General features: G+C 39.1%; 14 protein-coding genes and 1 pseudogene. 11 read left to right on the forward strand and 4 right to left on the reverse strand.

Annotation, left to right across the window (positions count from 1 at the left end):
- The first annotated feature begins 64 nt into the window (after positions 1-64).
- The 7 genes and pseudogenes from ACFQ4X_RS02455 to ACFQ4X_RS02485 all read left to right on the forward strand — a co-directional run.
- A complete protein-coding gene (locus ACFQ4X_RS02455; protein WP_379832980.1) occupies positions 65-1,354 on the forward strand; it encodes a phytoene desaturase family protein in 1,290 nt (429 codons plus the stop codon).
- Positions 1,355-1,356: 2 nt separating this feature from the next.
- Positions 1,357-2,220, forward strand: coding sequence for an RNA polymerase sigma-70 factor (locus tag ACFQ4X_RS02460; protein ID WP_379832981.1), 864 nt, complete (start codon positions 1,357-1,359; stop codon positions 2,218-2,220).
- An 18-nt stretch (positions 2,221-2,238) separates the two neighbouring features.
- A complete protein-coding gene (locus tag ACFQ4X_RS02465; RefSeq protein ID WP_379832982.1) occupies positions 2,239-2,802 on the forward strand; it encodes a GNAT family N-acetyltransferase in 564 nt (187 codons plus the stop codon).
- 16 nt (positions 2,803-2,818) lie between these two features.
- The gene (locus tag ACFQ4X_RS02470; protein ID WP_379832983.1) at positions 2,819-3,499 is read left to right on the forward strand and encodes an HAD family hydrolase; all 681 of its coding nucleotides are present in this window, start codon (positions 2,819-2,821) and stop codon (positions 3,497-3,499) included.
- Positions 3,500-3,776: 277 nt separating this feature from the next.
- Positions 3,777-4,664: an AraC family transcriptional regulator gene (locus tag ACFQ4X_RS02475; protein WP_379837002.1), complete on the forward strand. Its 888-nt coding sequence runs from the start codon at positions 3,777-3,779 to the stop codon at positions 4,662-4,664.
- Between the two features lie 108 nt (positions 4,665-4,772).
- Positions 4,773-5,888, forward strand: coding sequence for a DNA polymerase III subunit beta (dnaN, locus tag ACFQ4X_RS02480; protein ID WP_379832984.1), 1,116 nt, complete (start codon positions 4,773-4,775; stop codon positions 5,886-5,888).
- An 11-nt stretch (positions 5,889-5,899) separates the two neighbouring features.
- Positions 5,900-6,376, forward strand: a pseudogene (locus ACFQ4X_RS02485) (GNAT family N-acetyltransferase); the annotation flags it as partial.
- 297 nt (positions 6,377-6,673) lie between these two features.
- Here the strand turns inward: ACFQ4X_RS02485 and ACFQ4X_RS02490 are convergent.
- Complete coding sequence (locus ACFQ4X_RS02490) at positions 6,674-7,630, reverse strand: helix-turn-helix transcriptional regulator (protein WP_379832985.1); 957 nt, start codon at positions 7,628-7,630, stop codon at positions 6,674-6,676.
- Positions 7,631-7,716: 86 nt separating this feature from the next.
- Here ACFQ4X_RS02490 and ACFQ4X_RS02495 point away from each other — a divergent pair, with 86 nt between their 5' ends.
- Positions 7,717-8,628 carry an SDR family oxidoreductase gene (locus ACFQ4X_RS02495; RefSeq protein WP_379832986.1) on the forward strand — a complete coding sequence of 304 codons (912 nt, stop codon included), beginning with the start codon at positions 7,717-7,719 and terminating at the stop codon, positions 8,626-8,628.
- A 32-nt stretch (positions 8,629-8,660) separates the two neighbouring features.
- Here the strand turns inward: ACFQ4X_RS02495 and ACFQ4X_RS02500 are convergent, their stop codons facing one another.
- The 3 genes from ACFQ4X_RS02500 to ACFQ4X_RS02510 form a co-directional block, all read right to left on the reverse strand.
- Entirely contained in the window at positions 8,661-9,032 is a 372-nt protein-coding gene (locus ACFQ4X_RS02500; protein WP_379832987.1) for a cupin, read from the reverse strand.
- A 15-nt stretch (positions 9,033-9,047) separates the two neighbouring features.
- Entirely contained in the window at positions 9,048-10,613 is a 1,566-nt protein-coding gene (locus tag ACFQ4X_RS02505; RefSeq protein WP_379832988.1) for a hypothetical protein, read from the reverse strand.
- 176 nt (positions 10,614-10,789) lie between these two features.
- A complete protein-coding gene (locus ACFQ4X_RS02510; RefSeq protein WP_379832989.1) occupies positions 10,790-12,331 on the reverse strand; it encodes an ATP-binding protein in 1,542 nt (513 codons plus the stop codon).
- Positions 12,332-12,726: 395 nt separating this feature from the next.
- Between ACFQ4X_RS02510 and abc-f the strand changes: the two genes are divergently transcribed.
- From abc-f to ACFQ4X_RS02525, 3 genes are all read left to right on the forward strand, one after another.
- Positions 12,727-14,457: a ribosomal protection-like ABC-F family protein gene (gene abc-f, locus ACFQ4X_RS02515; protein ID WP_379832990.1), complete on the forward strand. Its 1,731-nt coding sequence runs from the start codon at positions 12,727-12,729 to the stop codon at positions 14,455-14,457.
- Positions 14,458-14,781: 324 nt separating this feature from the next.
- Positions 14,782-15,654: a hypothetical protein gene (locus ACFQ4X_RS02520; protein WP_379832991.1), complete on the forward strand. Its 873-nt coding sequence runs from the start codon at positions 14,782-14,784 to the stop codon at positions 15,652-15,654.
- Between the two features lie 240 nt (positions 15,655-15,894).
- Positions 15,895-16,869: a bile acid:sodium symporter family protein gene (locus tag ACFQ4X_RS02525; RefSeq protein WP_379832992.1), complete on the forward strand. Its 975-nt coding sequence runs from the start codon at positions 15,895-15,897 to the stop codon at positions 16,867-16,869.
- The last annotated feature ends 237 nt before the right edge of the window (positions 16,870-17,106 follow it).

Below are 17,106 nucleotides of genomic sequence, written 5' to 3' on the forward strand. Positions count from 1 at the left end.
GTTCTCTGTCACAAAACCTAACCCTTTCTCGTCTTGTTTATAAAATCAGAAAGTGGTGATTCGATTGAAAAATTATGATGTGGCGATCGTTGGTGGCGGGGTTTCAGGATTGACAGCCGCAGTGTACCTGGCTAAAGCCGGATTATCTGTTGTTGTTTTTGAAAAAGGAAAAGAACTTGGAGGTCGTGCTCAAACCGTTAATCGAAACGGTGCTCTATTTAACCTTGGGGGTCATGCATTATATAGAGGCGGACCAGCAGAAGAAATATTACTGGAACTTGAGATAAACGTTTCTGGAAAAGTTCCCGATACTAAAGGATATGCCATATGGAGCAATGGACTCTTAGAACTGCCAGATTCGTTAAGCAGCATGTTAAAAACAAAATTATTATCGTGGTCTGGAAAAATGGAGCTTGGCAAATTAATGATGAAACTTCGGAAAATACATGCAGCTTCCATTAAACCAATGACATTGCGAAAATGGGCAGAAACAGAAATTAAAGATCCAATGGTTAGACATGTGTTCTATGCACTATGCAGGACATCTACCTATTGCATAGATCCGGATCAGCAAGCAGCAAGTGCTGTAATTAAACAAGTTCAGCTTGGTATGAAAGGTGTATTGTATATAGACGGCGGATGGCAGACGATAGTAGATCATTTAAGAATGAAAGCTGAAGAAAATGGTGTGGATATCCTGATAAACAAAACCGTTGCATCTATAGACTGTAAAGAAATGCAACATATCCATTTTACAGATGGAGAAAAGCTCGAAGTGCCATACGTTATCGTGACTGCTGGTCCAGAACAAACGTTTAAACTTGTTAGAGGAGCTGAACAAACCCTGCTTCAGGAATGGAAGGAACAGGCACAACCAGTTTATGCAGCATGTTTAGATGTAGCATTAAATAATCTTCCCAATCCGAACCATAACTTTGCAATAGCTGTGGATCAGCACATTTTATTTTCGAATCACTCCAGAGCTTCAACGTTAAGTAATAATGGATCGGCAGTACTGCAGCTTATTAAATATCTTGGAACTGAAAAAAATAGCAATGCTAAGATTCATAAACAAGAGCTTGAAGAAGTCATGGATCTTATGCAGCCAGGGTGGAGAGAGAAAGTAATTGCTCAACAATTTCTCCCTCAAATGACTGTTGTCCATGATACCATCACAGTCGATGACAAACATTATTTTGGTCCATCTATTCCTGAGATTCCAGGGCTCTATATTGCAGGAGATGGAACAGGACATGGAGAAATGTTGGTGGACGCAGCATTTGCCAGCAGTAAAAGGGCAGCCCATGCCATAATCGAGAAATATGGAGCTCAGAGGGTTCAGAGGGAGGCTTAACGATGAATGAAACGGAACAATTATTTACGGTGCATCGTCCTTTGTTATTTTCATTGGCATACCGAATGTTAGGAAGTGTGCAGGATGCAGAGGATATTGTTCAAGAAGCCTATATCACCTTGAGTGAGACAACAACCGAACATGTTCTAAACTCAAAAGCATATCTCTGTAAAATTGTGACTAACCGCTGTATCGATTTGCTAAAATCAGCAAAAAAACAGCGGGAAACATATACAGGTCCTTGGCTTCCTGAACCAATTTTAATAGATTCCAAGGAAGACCCAGCCCAAAACTATATAATGAAGGAATCTCTTTCCACTGCTTATTTGCTTTTATTACAACAGCTATCAGAAACCGAGCGTGCCGTATTTCTTCTGCGTGAAGCTCTTCAATATGACTATGACGCCATTGCGGATGTGGTAGGGAAGAGCAGTACAAACTGCAGGCAGATTTATCACCGCGCGAAAAAAGCAGTTGGGAATCATAGACGATCTGATCAATTAACGCCAGCTAAAGCGAAGGCTCTTTCTGAACAGTTTGTTTCAGCGATTATTACAGGAAACGTTAGTAAACTATTAAGCTTGTTAGCCGTTGATGCTACCCTTTTTTCAGACGGGGGAGGGAAAACAAAAGCGGCTCTATTCCCGATTCTTGGTGCAGAACGAATCTCCCGTTTTTATATGGGAATCTTGGCTAAAACAACTGAAGACTTCTCCTTCGAATTTACAACAGTTAACGGTGACCCCGGTATCGTGTTGTATATAGAAAGCCAGGTCTATGGAGTGCTTTCACTTCATGTCCAAGACGACTTGATTGAAAAAATATATTGGGTAGCAAATCCCGATAAACTATCTCATATCAGCTGACATAATTGGAGGAACACGATGAAACCGATACTATTAGACTTCCCAACAGAATTTACAACAGATAGACTGCTGATCCGCATGCCGAAGCCTGGTGATGGCAAGGCAATGTTTGAAGCACTCAATGCTTCTATTGAAGATCTAAAACCATGGCTGCCCTTTGCTCATATAGATCAGACAGAAGAAGATGTTGAAGTAAATATACGAGAAGCGCATTTGAAATTTTTGAAGAGAGAAGATCTGCGTCTTCTCGTTTTCCTAAAAGAAACGGGTGAACTCATCGCATCATCTGGTTTGCACCGGATTGACTGGGATATTCCAAAGTTTGAGATTGGCTATTGGATTGATTCACGTCACGCTGGAAAAGGATATATGACAGAAGCGGTTCAGGGCATTACAGATTTCGCAGTTAATGAGTTAAAAGCACGCCGCATCGAAATCCGTTGCGACACCAAAAACGTAAGAAGTGCTGCAATACCTGAACGATTAGGCTTTACATTAGAAGGGATTCATCGGAACGACTCCCTTGCAGTAGGATCAACCACAATACTAAGAGATACGAGTGTTTATGCGAAGGTGTTTTAATTAGGAGGGGCATTCTTTGATAAAAGCAGTTTTGTTCGACCTTTATGAAACGCTTATAACAGAGTGGAACGGCAATCAGAAAAAAGCGGTATATTCCACAGATGAGCTTGGACTGAATCCCAAGGTTTTTAAAATAGAGTGGGATAACAGAAGAGAGCTGCGGATGAACGGAATCTTTCCAGATCACCAGAGTGTTTTAATAGATATACTGAATTCCCATGGCAAGTATTCAGATCCTGATGTAATTGAAAAAGTTCATCAAAAAAGAATATGGGCAAAGACAGTGCCTTTTCAACAAATAAATTCGGAAGTAATAGAATTACTTGCACGGCTTAAAGAAAAAGGCATAAAGATAGGTCTGATCTCTAACTGTGCGCCTGAAGAAGTCTTTTCATGGAGTACAAGCAAACTAGCAGACTATTTTGATGAAGTTGTTTTTTCTTATGAAGTAAAGGTCGCAAAACCAAGTCCTGAAATCTATCAAACAGCATGTAATAAACTTGGTGTAACTCCAGAAGAATCTATATTCCTTGGCGATGGTGGATCTAATGAATTAGTCGGCGCAGCTGAAGCAGGGTTGAAAGCATATCATGCTACTTGGTTTTTGCCTGAAGATTATAGTAACAATATTCAAGGGTTTCCAAAGTTATGTAGTCCCTTAGATCTTCTAAATCAAGTTGAACTAGCACATCATTAACGTGCTAGTTCATTTTGTTTGGAAGCTATTGTAGTTGATTGATGAGAAGTGTACATGAGTACGTTTACAGTGTCCAGAATTGTAAACCCGTGGATAAACAGCTGAAATTTTTGGATTCAAGCCTAAAACTCGTGGATTAACCCCTAAAACTTTTGGAATCAACTATAAAACTTTTGGATTGAATTCATGTAGAATACATATTAGGAAGAAGTTAGCAAAAAAGGTTAAGAACGAATAGCTGTTCGTGGATATGATAGAAGCAGGGTAGGTGATGGAGATGGATTATGAAGTTTGTATTCAGCGGACACTGGATTATATTGAGGAGAACTTGCAGGAACGAATCACATTAGAAGAGCTTGCAGAGCTCGCTTGCTTCTCGCCGTTTCATTATCATCGAGTGTTTCATTTTCTAGTGGGCGAATCCGTCATGGACTATGTGAGGAAAAGAAGACTTACACATGCGGCACAAAGACTGCTGAACTCTGATGAGAAGGTGATCGATATCGCACTGGATCTAGGCTTTCAATACCAGGAATCGTTCAATCGTGCTTTTAAAAAGTTCTTCGGTGTCTCTCCAAGACAGTACCGGAATACAACTTTTATACCAAAGTCTCTGCATCAAAAAGCTTGCCTGAATATGAGCAGTTTTACGGGAGGAATTTCTATGGAAATGAAGTTAGTAACGAAACCGGCATTTAACCTCATCGGATATGAACTGAAAACGAGAAACACAGATGGTGAAAACAACCGTGATATCCCGAAGTTTTGGGTGAATTATATTCAAAACAATTTGGGAGCAAAAATACCGAATCCTCTTAACAGAAATGAACTTGGCTTATGTACAGACTACAACATGACTACAGGTGAGTTCTTATATATAATTGGAATGGAAGTGGCTGAGGGTACACCGGCTCCTGAAGGCTTAGTGTATAGAAGCTTCCCTGAAAAGGAGTATGCTGTTTTTACAACCCCTAAAGCGATAGAAGAAAACTTCCCATCAACGATCCAGTCTACATGGGTTGAAATCTACTCAAAGTGGTTCCCGAATTCAGGCTATGAGCAAGAAGGGACGATTGAGTTTGAGCTATATGATGAAAGATGTATGAGCAATGAAAAGCAGATCGATATCTATATCCCGGTGAAAAAACAAAGAGTAAAAGCATAGGTTCAAGTAAGACAGCTGCAATTGGCTGTCTTTTTTCTTTTTAAAAAAGACTTTCTTATTTTTTGTCGAATTATATAAAAGACATAATGATTTGGAAGGAAGTAGCATATGGAATTTATGATTACACAAGGTCTCTTCAGTAAAGCTCTTTCTGATGTTAATAGAGCAGTTTCATCAAGGACATTACTACCTATTTTATCTGGCATAAAGATCGTTGCAGAAGCAGATCGAATCACATTGATCGGCAGCAATTCAGACATTATCATTGAACGAACCATTTCGGTAACTGATGAGAAAGTTAAGATACATAAGACGGGAAGCGTGGTTGTCTCTGCAAAATATCTAGCTGATCTTGTTAAAAAGCTGCCCGAACAAATTCATATTAAAGCTGATAATAACCAAATACATATTCAAGCAGGACCAATCAGCACCAGACTCAACGGTTTCAGCGCGGACGAATATCCTTCTCTTCCGTTAATTGATGGCGAATCCATACATATACCAGCAGAAGAATTGAAGGACGCCGTGAAAACAACGGTGTTTGCAACAGCAAAAAATGAAACAAGACCCGTTCTAACAGGGGTGAATCTTACATTTGCAGAGAACTCTTTTACATCTGTTGCCACAGACTCACAACGCTTGGCATTCAAGAAAAGTGACATTCGAAGCTCAGGTGAAGGAAACTTTGTCGTTCCTAACTCGAGCATAGATGAACTGGCAAAACTCGTAAACCATTATTCTGGCATGGTAGAGATTCAGTCAGCGGAAGGCTATATCCATTTTAAAACAGATGAGATTTCCCTGTATTCAAGATTAATTGCTGGGCATTATCCTAACACAACAGCTCTGATTCCTGCAGAAGAAAAAACGACGCTCGTGTTATGCCGAGAAACATTTATTAAAGGAATCGACCGTGCGTGCTTATTTGCAGGAGAGTGGAAAAACAACAATGTGACTTTAAGCATCTATGGGGATAAACTTTGCATTTCTTCGGGATCTTCTGAAATGGGAAATATTCAGGAGTATCAAGAGATAAAATACATTGCCGGAGAACAAGAATTAAGAATCAGCGTGGATGGTCACTTCTTGCTGGAAGCCTTAAAAACAATTAACGATGCCGAGATTAAGATAAAATTCTTCGGACCTATGAAACCCATTGTCATTGAATCTTCTGAAGGAAAATCATCCTATCTGCATCTGATTTCACCTGTTAGATCATTTTGAGGAGTTTGATTATGAACATCGTAACAAATTCAAAAATAGATAAAATAAAAATAAATCATTTTTTCATAGAGCATTGGGGAAGTCCAGAAATGGTTATTTCAAGCGGAACGTTTCAGTGTAATAAATTAGATGGCTTTGCGGTTTTAAATGAATCAGAGGAAATCATAGGGCTCATTACATATAAATTTCACGCTGGAATATGTGAGATCATCTCCTTAGATAGTTTAGTGGAAAAAAGCGGAATAGGGTCTTCTCTGATTCATAAAGTGGAACAAATCGCACTTGAAAAAGGAACTTCACAAATAAAAGTCATTACGACAAACGATAATTTGCTAGTTTTAAGTTTTTATCAAAAGAGAGGTTACCAGATTGTTGAAGTATTAGCTAATGCAGTTGATCTGGCCAGAAAGATTAAACCTGAAATACCTCTTACAGCAGATAACGGAATTCCGATACGTGATGAAATCGTCTTGCAAAAGTGTTTAAGAATAGAACAAGAACTAAGAGATGACATTAAGTATATTACCAATGATAAATCGTTATCAGCAGATAATAAAAAAAAGGATTAATTTCCTTATTTTTCTTGTTAATTAACTGAAAGGATTGCTTTATAAGTCTTAAAATGGATTTATAAGTCTTGAAAATTTTTAATAAGTCTTCAAATATTTTTGTAAGTCTTTAAAAAATTTTATAAGTCTTCACGAATAAAAGTGAAGGAGGATATTGGCAGTTAGGTTCGAGTTGTAAAATAGAGAAGGGACCGATCTTTACCAATGGATCAGTCCTTATTTGTATAGAGAGAGCACAGACTCCGCCATATTTTTAATTGACTCAATTAATGAAACAGGATGATTAATTCTGATTTGATCGCCGAACCCTAAAATATAGGCTTTCGCTTCTTGTTCGGTATCAAATGAAAGTTTAACAGGAAACCATCCATTCTCATTTGATGTACCCGTGTTAAGAACCTGAACAAATCTGCCAGTAAACGTTAAACGAGAAATGATAGAAGAAGATACTTCAACATCCACTTCAAAAGCAGGAAGATTTTGAACAAAGCTTTGTTTGGACTGATTCCAATACTCAGCAAGTTGAAAGCCTTGTGGTCTTGTGAATGTCTCGTCAGTCATTTCGGCAGATTTAATCCGAGATACTCTAAAGTTTCTGAGTTCACCGTTTGAGACTGCGATCATATACCACGTTCGTCCTTTTGCGACTAGTCCCAAAGGTTCAACGATTCTCTCTGACGTTTCTTTGTTTGCTTTTTCGTATCCCATCTTTATTTTTCTTTCTTCCCAGATTGCTTGCTGCAAAGTGCTTAATGCGGAAAGTTCTTGGCTAGATTGTCTCCAAGTATTTGTATCAATATGGACGCGGTTCCACATATCATCTGCTTGTGATTGAAGAGCGTTCGGAAGTGATGCCAAAAGCTTTTGCCGCGCTTCTTTCCAGTCCTTTGTGAAGCCAAGATCACTAAGCAGCTGAAAAGAAGGGGAAAGAAACAACGTTTTTAGCTCGTTGTCTTTTAATCCTGTTAGTTTTGTTCTGTATTGATCAACCAGTCGCCACCCGCCATGTTTACCGCGTTCGGCTAGTACCGGAATACCTGCTGCACTCAACGCTTCCATGTCACGATGGATGGTCCGTTCAGTTACTTCTAATTCTTCGGCTAATGCTTTCGTAGTCATCTTTTCATGATTTTGCAGAAGTAATAAGATACTGATTAATCGGTCTGCTCTCATAAAATTCTCCCATTTTCTTAATATGACATAAGGTGTCAACTTTAAAGGTTATACTAAAGATAATTCAAAAAAGGAGCGGATGCAAATTGAAACCACTAGAAGGAAAGGTAGCACTTGTAGCTGGCGGAACAAGAGGGGCTGGACGCGGTATCGCGATGGAGTTAGGAGCTGCAGGAGCAACCGTTTATATTACGGGAAGGACAACACGCAAAGAAATATCTGAATATGGAAGACCTGAGACGATCGAAGGAACAGCCGATCTCGTGAACGAATTAGGTGGTGTCGGAATTCCAGAGCAAGTAGACCATCTAGTACCAGAGCAGGTTAAAGCGTTGATTGAAAAGATTGAAAATGAACAAGGCAAGCTAGACATCCTTGTTAATGATATTTGGGGTGGAGAAAATTTGATCGAGTGGGATACACCCGTTTGGAAACATTCACTTGAAAAAGGGTTGCGAATGCTTCGTCTCGCTGTTGATACGCATCTTATAACCAGCCATTACGCACTTCCGTTATTAATTAAAAATGAAGGCGGACTAGTGGTTGAGATGACGGATGGAACAAAAGAATACAACGATAAGAATTACAGGGTATCCATGTTTTATGATCTTGCTAAAAGTTCCGTGAACCGGATGGCAAAAGCTTTGTCGCATGAACTTTCACCATATAAATGTACAGCGGTTTCGATATCGCCCGGCTGGATGCGTTCAGAAATCATGCTTGAGGTATTTGGTGTAACCGAGGAAAACTGGCGAGAAGGAGTAGAAAAAGACCCTCACTTTGCAATCTCTGAAACACCGCGGTTTGTTGGAAGAGCTGTAGCAGCACTAGCAGGGGATGAAGATCGACATGAATTGAACGGTCAATCCTTTTCTAGCGGAGAACTTGCAAAGAAATATAACTTTTATGATATAGATGGTTCACAGCCTGATTGCTTTCGTTATTTAGTCGAAGTGGTGGAGGCAGGGAAACCAGCAAATACAGCAGGGTATAAATAAAAAGGCGTATTTGTATACGCCTTTTTTAATAATTAAATGGATGTAACGTTCGCTTTCTCTTCCATAAACGAAGCAGGTTCTAACTCTTCACTCTCAATCACTATCGCAGTCAATCCAGTTTTTGTGGTAGTTTCATGGAATTCACCTTTTACCCAAAATGCAGCTTCTCCGGATTTGATAGGATAGATTGCCTCATCCTCACCGCGGACAAAGCCTTCGCCGCTAACAACAAGAAGCAACTGAGGAACAACCGCCTGATGATAGCCGATGATGCCATCTTTATCAAGATGCATGCACCCAATATTTGCGGGCTTATCCGTTAGTATAATACGAGACATAACAAAGTCAGAATCGAACTTTGTTATGTGTTTGCCGACCTCTTTACTAAAGTTAAAAATCTTCATAACGAACCTCCATTACTAGAACATATATGGACCAACAGTTAGGGACAAAAATGTGATGTTTATTACTACAAAGTAAGAAATTGAAGCGATCATGCTCCAGTCTTTCTTTTTACCGAACATTACTGCGGCTCCGCTTAATACAGCCAGAAGTAATGGAATGATAAACGAACTTCCAGAGAACGTAAGAAAGTCTGGTGCAAAATAGTAATAATGCTCGTTAAATAATTTTTGAATAAAAATAAGCTGTACGCCAAGATAAAGGGCAAGGATCGTAAACATAACTCGCTTATCTTCGTCCTCCATCAGCGAAATCTTAACCAAATAGACAAGCAGTGCAAAAAGTACTGCTGGTGTGATCCAAAACAATGCACTCATGGCAAGTACTAATCCTTGAAATAAAGATAGAATCGTTGTTGAAATCGCCTGCTTATAATCTTCCTTTGTTTTTACCAAACTTTTATCAATAATGTCTGATTTTGAAGATGCTCCGCTAAAAGTAAATTCTTGTTGTGAGATCATATTCATCCAGATGATTGACTCATCACCTACCCAATGTGAATGAAGGGATCCATTATTTGTGGTGCTTCTTCTTTCTGTCAGCCAAACGTCGCCTCTTTCATAAGCCTCGTAAACATTCACTGCCTCTTTTTCATGAGACTTCATGGCTCTTGTAGTAAAAAGAACCTTCGCTTGATTATTCTGATCTACACCGTATTGCAAGTATTTCGGATTCTCCAGTTTCATCCCATTCGTCTCTTGAAATGTCATTTTGTTAAATGTCCAGTCGGCACCAGAACCCAATTGATTGGTTCCCTTAAAAATATAATACGATTTGCCACCAGATGCATTTTGAAACAGGCTATAGTAAATGGTTACATCCAGGCCATTTTCTATAAAATAAAATCCAAAGTGATTTTGATTTAGCTGTTCATCAGCATCTAAAATGGTATGTTTTTTATACTCTGAGTTATTGAATTGATAAAGAAAGGCTTTTGCTTTTTTCGTATCACCTACTATTATTCCTGAAGCTAAAAAAGACTGAGATTTTTCGTTTACTACTACAGCTTCTAAACGTTCTTTTACTTTATCAATCGATTTTATTTTCCAAGACCCCGGTTCAACACTTAGAATTTCATGTTCTTTAAAATATACGATTTTCTTTTGATTGGCATCCATACCGTAAACATCCTGATCAAGAATGTTTTCTTTCTTACCATCAAAATGTATGAGCTGTTTGTTTTTCACAAAAACAAATTCATTATCTTTTACCCAGAAATTTTGTGGGCTAGGAATAGTAACAGGTGTGGTCTTTTTATTCTTCACTTCGAGGTCACTGTTAACGGTAAAAGACAGTACTTCATCTTCTTTCGGAACATACACATACTGCTGCCCGTTCTCCTCATAGAAAACCGGCTTTACCTCTCCAACGTGTCCTGCTTCTAAGGGCAATGACCTGCTCCAGCCTTCAGCGGGAAGCTCTAATTCTTTTTCTAGGTTCTGCCCGGTTAAAACAGAAAAAACGAGAAGAAAAAACAATAATGGAATAAGAAATGGTTTTAGCATATAGCCTATTTTTTTCATAGTTCATCCCCCTAATCTAAAATTTCGACACAAGCCCAAAATTTTCCTTTTTTATGTATTCACTTCAATATATAATTGAAAAAAGTAATGGGGGCGAACTTAGTGAAGAATGCTTCGAACATAATCCTTAAGACATCAAGAAAAAAGATGTCCCTAGCCAGTTGGGGACATCTTCTTCATTTTTTATTTGAAGAACTGTATGTATTCATAGCGTTGTTTTCAATTAACGGAAGGGTGATGTCAAAGGTTGTCCCTTTATTGAGTTCGCTTTTAACAGAAATACTTCCTTTATGATTCTGTATAATTTTGTAACTGACCATCAGTCCTAGACCTGTACCGGTTGCTTTTGTCGTATAGAACGGTTCACCGATTTTCTTCACTTGTTCTTCGGTCATGCCTACACCGTTATCCTCGATTGATATTCTGACTTTGTCATTGACTATAGATGTGGAAACGCGAATAATACCGCCGTTCGGCAATGCTTCCATCGCATTTTTCAATAAATTAACAAAAACCTGAGTAAGCTGGTTCTTTTCTCCGTATAAAATCACATCTTCTTCTGCAAAGTCATTTAAGATGACGACATTTTTTAAATTTGCTTCAGCTTCAAGCAAATAGATGACTTTTTTCAGGATGTCGGTTAAATTACATTCATTAAAATAAATCGCATGTGGCTTAGCCAGTACCATAAACTCGCTGACGATATAGTTGATACGGTCTATTTCTGTGAGAATGATATCTGAGTATAAAACTTTTTTATCTTCGGTTGTTTCCTGCAGGACTTGAACTAACCCTTTTATCGTAGTGAGCGGATTTCGGATCTCATGCGCCAGTCCGGCTGCCAGTTCACCTACTAATGAAAGCTTTTCTGATTTGAGCAGCATTTCTTCCGTTTTCTTTTGTTCTGTAATGTCATATTGAATTGAGATGTGCTTATATGTCTTACCATCGAAATTCAAATAAGGAATAATGGTTGTATCAACCCAATACAGAGTCCCGTCTTTCGCTTTGTTGCAGATTTCGCCCTTCCATACTTTTCCCTGATGGATGGAGTGCAAAATATTATCAAGATACTCTTCAGTATGATAGCCAGACTTAAAGATTTCTCCATGATCTTTTCCGATTAATTCGTCCCGAGAGTATTTTGAGATTTTACAGAAATGATCATTCACATAGGAAATCGTGTTGTTCTGGTCAGTTACCGCGAAAATGGTTGCCTCATTTAATGCGAATTTAAAATCCTTCAATTCTTCTAACGTAATAATCAAGTCTTCATCTGTTTCGGTGCTATATGTATTTTTTGTGTAGTTATTTGTTAACGAACTTGTTGCCTGATCTAATAACGGATCAATAACCTTTAAAATTTCAAGAAGAGCTGCTGGTGATACGGTATTATCTTTAATTTCATTTTCTAATACGCACAAGATAAGTTTGCGGGTATAAAAAACAGAATTTAAATAATAGGTTAGCGAGTATTCATGCGGAACTTTTTGCTCCTTTAAGTCTGCCCAGTCCTGAATTTCTGCTAGGGCATTTTCATAGTCTTCACTTAATGCATAGCCGAGGTGCTGGAAGAGCTTGCTGCGCCATTCAATAATTTCTTTCCTGTCTGGTTCAGGTGAATGATTCCTTAGCTGATGAATCTCAGTTATTTTATTCGCTAACAGATGACTTCGCATTTGCAGCATATAACCGAACAAACTTACCTCTGTGTTCACGGTTCTTTCACCTCTCGACAAAATTTGAATAGTATTCCTATTAGACATTTAGATTAAAATACCTTTATTTTAAATCCAATTGACAATCTGGTTATGCCAAAATATACTATAAATTGTAAGAAGTCATACGGGAAGGGAATGGTACTACGCTGATGTGGAAAAATCTTATTTTCTTAGGCTAACTCATAAAAAGTGAGACCTGGAGAATAGGATCAGTCTGCCCATTTTGCGTACACAAGTACCATCATTCCGAATATGATTTCACACAAAAAAGTTCTGTTTTTGTGTTTATTTGGATACGTGTCAAAGCAAATTTGCGGTAACAACCTCTCTGGTCTCCAGGGAGGTTTTTTGTTTAACCTCCCACTCAATAACAGAAGACGAGGTGATGCTGCATGGCTATCGTATTACAAGTAAAGAACCTGCAGAAGAAATTTGGAGAACGAGAAATTTTAAATGATATAAGTTTTGAAATAAGACAAGGTGAGAAGATCGGGCTTGTCGGCTGGAACGGAAGCGGGAAAACGACGCTTGTGAATATGCTGATGGGAAGCGTGGAACACGATAGGGGATCGATCACAACGTGGCCTTCAAACTTGAAAATGGGCTATCTGCCGCAATCAACTGATTATACGCTGAATGTAGAAAACGAATTAACGAATTCAGCAGAAGAATTGTTTCAAACAAGTAAAAGGCTTGGTCTTCATAAAGACATTATTGAAAGAGAAGAGTTCCAGTATCTAAGCGGTGGAGAGAGGTTGAAATTATCGATCGCGAAGATTTGGGCTAACCACCCGGAATTCTTGATTCTAGATGAACCTACCAATCATCTGGATCTTCAGGGGATCACTTGGCTGACAGAGGAGGTATGCCGTTATGCAGGAGCAGCTCTCATCATTTCGCATGACCGCCGTTTTCTTGACCAAACGGTTGATAAAATTTTTGAAATCGAAGACAGCAAGCTGACCGTATATGATGGGAATTACTCCGCATACCGTGCAGAGAAAAGCCGCCGTTATGAACAGCAAAAACGAGATTATGAAAAACAGCAGAGAAAAGTTGCAATGATTGAACAACAAGTCAGCACGATCAAGAACTTTGCTGAAAAAGCACACAAACAAGCGGGTAAAGGCGGCTCTCTATCTGAAAATAGGCAGATGGGGCTCAAGCAGTTTGAACGGGCAAAAGCGAAGAAAAAGGATAACCAAGTGAAATCCAAGTTGAAGCGGTTGAACTTGGAGTTGTCCAAAAAGGGTGTTGATAAGCCAAAAGAAGAGACAGACGTGTTTTTTCATTTCGATGGTGCCGGAAAAAGAGGGAAGAGATTGATTGAAGCTCGCGGGTTAACAAAGCAGTTCGGAGACAATCTTTTATTCGAAAAAAGTCACTTTTACATGAAGCATGGTGAGAGGGTAGGGCTGCTCGGTTCGAACGGAGCAGGGAAGACGACATTTATTAAAATATTGCTTGGAGAAGAGCCGTTATCGAAAGGGTCCATCTGGAAAAGTGAATCGATGAAAATTGCCTATTTGTCGCAGGATGTCAGTGATCTTCCTGAAGAAAAGAACGTCTATCAATATTTAGAGTTGGATGAACGGTATCAAATCACAAAGGCACGAACCATCTTTGCCAATATGGGGATTGATGATGTGAAACTATCAAAACCCATTTCTCACTTGAGTTTAGGGGAGCGCACACGTGTGAAGCTTGTGCAGATGATTCTTCAAGACTATGACGTTCTTATTCTTGATGAGCCAACCAACCATCTCGATCTGCCGAGCAGGGAACAGCTTGAAGAAACACTGAGTGAGTTTAATGGAACCTTAATCATCGTATCGCATGACAGATTTTTCGTCGAGAAGCTTTGCGATAAACTGCTAATTATTGAGGATAAGCGTATTAATCGTTTCGAGATGGGATTAAGGGAATATGAAGAAAAGAGGGCAGAGAAAAACACAGCACATCATCAAAATTTGGTCGAAGAACTTGCCCTGGTAGAAAATAAAATTACAGAATTGCTCGGTAAGATCAGTTTCTGTAAAACAGGTACGGACGAATACTTGCAAGTCGACCAGAACTTGCAAGATTTTATGGAAAGAAAGAAGAAGCTTATGCAAGAATTATAAAAATAAAGCTAGCTCAGAAGATGAACTTTTGAGCTGGCTTTTTTGTATTTCATGCATGTACATATATATGTGCTGTACGTCTGAAATGAACATAATTTCATCGAAAATAATACAAGAGTCGCTTTTTATAATAAAAAAGTGAATCCATCACATAAAAATAGGTGATGATCACAAAAAAAACATCACTCATCACATAAAAAAACCCTTTGATCACATAAGTTACCTATTATTGGAAAATTTTGATGATAAAGTTTATCCTCCCATGGCTCTTTTTCCTTTTTTCAAAACACTTATAGGTGAGTCAAATGTTAAGGAGGAAGAAGAATGAGAGCAGGGAATATTAAACAGTTCACAAGATTTAGCCAGTTTACTAATGTGGGAGAGTTTAACGAACATAAGAAAAACTTTTTAGAGGATTATCATCAGCTTTTTACAAAATCTGAGTTCATGGCTTTTGAGCTGCTGAGTCAATATAGTGTGGTGGTGCCAGGTGTGGCGAACGCTAAAATCGATACGCTTGTTGAAAAAAGCAGCGAAAAGGGGGATGGAGTGTCCAGGGCATCATTTATCCGTATGCTTCGTAAAGCAAAGAAAGCTGGCATTCTAATTGTTCATAAAACATATCGTGCAAGTGGCGGATTTGCACATAACGTCTTTGTGTTTCAGCGATTTGACCCACCTTCTGAAACAAAAGTGATCCACCGTGAAAATGATGAGAACGCTGGTGACAGTAAGGCTATACACAAGGAAAAAGCTGCGGAAACTATAAATCTCTTAATAAATCATCAAGATCAAAAGATAAACATACGTAAGGAAAACGTCCCAACAAACACAACACCGGAAAATCCATCTCTTAAAGACCTCGATGAAACCTTCACTCCGGGCAATGTTCCAAATGAGTTCATACAAACAGTAAAACCTTTTTATAACAGAGCCATAGAGATTTATAGATTTTGGCATAAGGCTCGCCTCGCTTATAATAAGTTCAACTTCGATATGCCTCTTGAATTTATGATCACCGTTGTCATCGATGCCTTCAAAACAACCGTTTTTCACTACAAACACCGTAAAATCAAGACCACTTTTGTGCAATATTTCTATGGGACACTATGTGGCATGTTTGGTGTGCAAAAGAGAAAGGAGCATATGGCGAAAAAGCCGCGTTATAACTGGCTAGATGAGATGGAATATGAATAAATGAATCCAATGCTGTTTCCGATCTGAACAAAAAATCGGAGGAACCGAACAAAAACTGATGTGACCGTACAAAAAATAGGCGTGACCGTACAAAAAACCACTGTGACCGAACAAAAATAACCACCAACCAACAATTTCACATTTAGAGGCAGCCGAACAAACATTATTTCAACTTTTAACTTAATATATATTGAAATTTCTGATAACTAGTTTATACTCTCATAAAAGGAGAGTGAGACCATGAGTTTTTTAGAGAAGGTAAGTAAAGCAGCTGGCAACACATTTGCGGTTTGGGTGATTCTATTCGCCATTTTAGCATTTTTTATTCCAGGAGGATTCACATGGATCGCTCCCCACATTGCACTGTTACTGGGAATTATCATGTTCGGAATGGGACTTACTCTGTCGCTGGACGATTTCAAAGCTGTATTCAAGGCTCCGAAAAGCGTAATTATTGGAGTGCTCGCACAATATACGATCATGCCGCTCTTAGCTTTTGGGCTGGCTTTACTTTTCCGTCTGGAGCCAGAAGTGGCAGTAGGCGTCATCTTAGTTGGGTGCTGTCCAGGTGGAACAGCATCAAATGTGATGACGTTCTTAGCTAAAGGAAATACAGCGCTATCGGTTGCGGTAACATCAGTATCAACATTGTTAGCCCCCATCCTTACTCCTGCTCTAACGCTGGTGTTTGCGAGTAAGTGGCTTGCTGTATCTGCAGGTGATCTGCTTTTATCCATCGTACAAATTGTGCTCGTTCCTATCGTTTTAGGAATTGTGGTTAAAGTTTTATTCCGCAAGCAGGTTGAAAAGAGCATTGCCGTATTGCCGCTTATTTCTGTGGTTGGAATTGTAGCCGTTGCGTCTGCTGTTGTAGCTGTTAATGCAGGGAAAATAGCTGAAACCGGTCTATTAATCTTTTCAATCGTAGTCCTTCATAATGTTTTAGGTCTGTTATTAGGCTTTTTCGTAGCAAAAATGCTAAAGCTTAACTTTGCCGATCAAAAGGCGATCTCGATAGAAGTAGGTATGCAGAACTCAGGGCTGGGTGCCGCTCTTGCAGTTGCTCACTTTTCGCCGCTGGCTGCTGTACCGAGTGCCATTTTCAGTGTATGGCATAACATTTCAGGTCCGCTGCTTGCGACATGGTGGGGGAAAAAAGAGGAACAAATAGATACGTTACAGAATCCAGATCTAGAAAAATCGAAAGTTATTTAATATAGAAATAACATGCTCATATTCAATCAATAAAAGCCTGATCTTGAAAGTTTACATTTGGTGGTCAGGCTTTTTTTATTTAGACTCTTTTCAAAAAGATTGTTGTTTTGGGGCACTTTTTTCATCCTCTACATTGGCAAGTTGATTGGAGTGCAAGGTGAGAGACTCCAGCGGGACGAGTGTGACAGGTGAGACTCCTAACGGTGCGGAGCGGCAGGAGGCTCACCGCACGCCCCG

It is taken from the genome of Fictibacillus halophilus, from assembly GCF_042680145.1.
In the GTDB taxonomy this organism is placed as follows: Bacteria; Bacillota; Bacilli; order Bacillales; family Fictibacillaceae; genus Fictibacillus; species Fictibacillus halophilus_A.

Coding starts and splice junctions, on each gene's coding strand:
- ACFQ4X_RS02460 (WP_379832981.1), top strand. CDS start 1,357: ATGAATGAAACGGAACAATTATTTACGGTGCATCGTCCTTTGTTATTT.
- ACFQ4X_RS02465 (WP_379832982.1), top strand. CDS start 2,239: ATGAAACCGATACTATTAGACTTCCCAACAGAATTTACAACAGATAGA.
- ACFQ4X_RS02475 (WP_379837002.1), top strand. CDS start 3,777: ATGGATTATGAAGTTTGTATTCAGCGGACACTGGATTATATTGAGGAG.
- dnaN (WP_379832984.1), top strand. CDS start 4,773: ATGGAATTTATGATTACACAAGGTCTCTTCAGTAAAGCTCTTTCTGAT.
- ACFQ4X_RS02490 (WP_379832985.1), bottom strand. CDS start 7,630: ATGAGAGCAGACCGATTAATCAGTATCTTATTACTTCTGCAAAATCAT.
- ACFQ4X_RS02500 (WP_379832987.1), bottom strand. CDS start 9,032: ATGAAGATTTTTAACTTTAGTAAAGAGGTCGGCAAACACATAACAAAG.
- ACFQ4X_RS02505 (WP_379832988.1), bottom strand. CDS start 10,613: ATGAAAAAAATAGGCTATATGCTAAAACCATTTCTTATTCCATTATTG.
- abc-f (WP_379832990.1), top strand. CDS start 12,727: ATGGCTATCGTATTACAAGTAAAGAACCTGCAGAAGAAATTTGGAGAA.
- ACFQ4X_RS02520 (WP_379832991.1), top strand. CDS start 14,782: ATGAGAGCAGGGAATATTAAACAGTTCACAAGATTTAGCCAGTTTACT.
- ACFQ4X_RS02525 (WP_379832992.1), top strand. CDS start 15,895: ATGAGTTTTTTAGAGAAGGTAAGTAAAGCAGCTGGCAACACATTTGCG.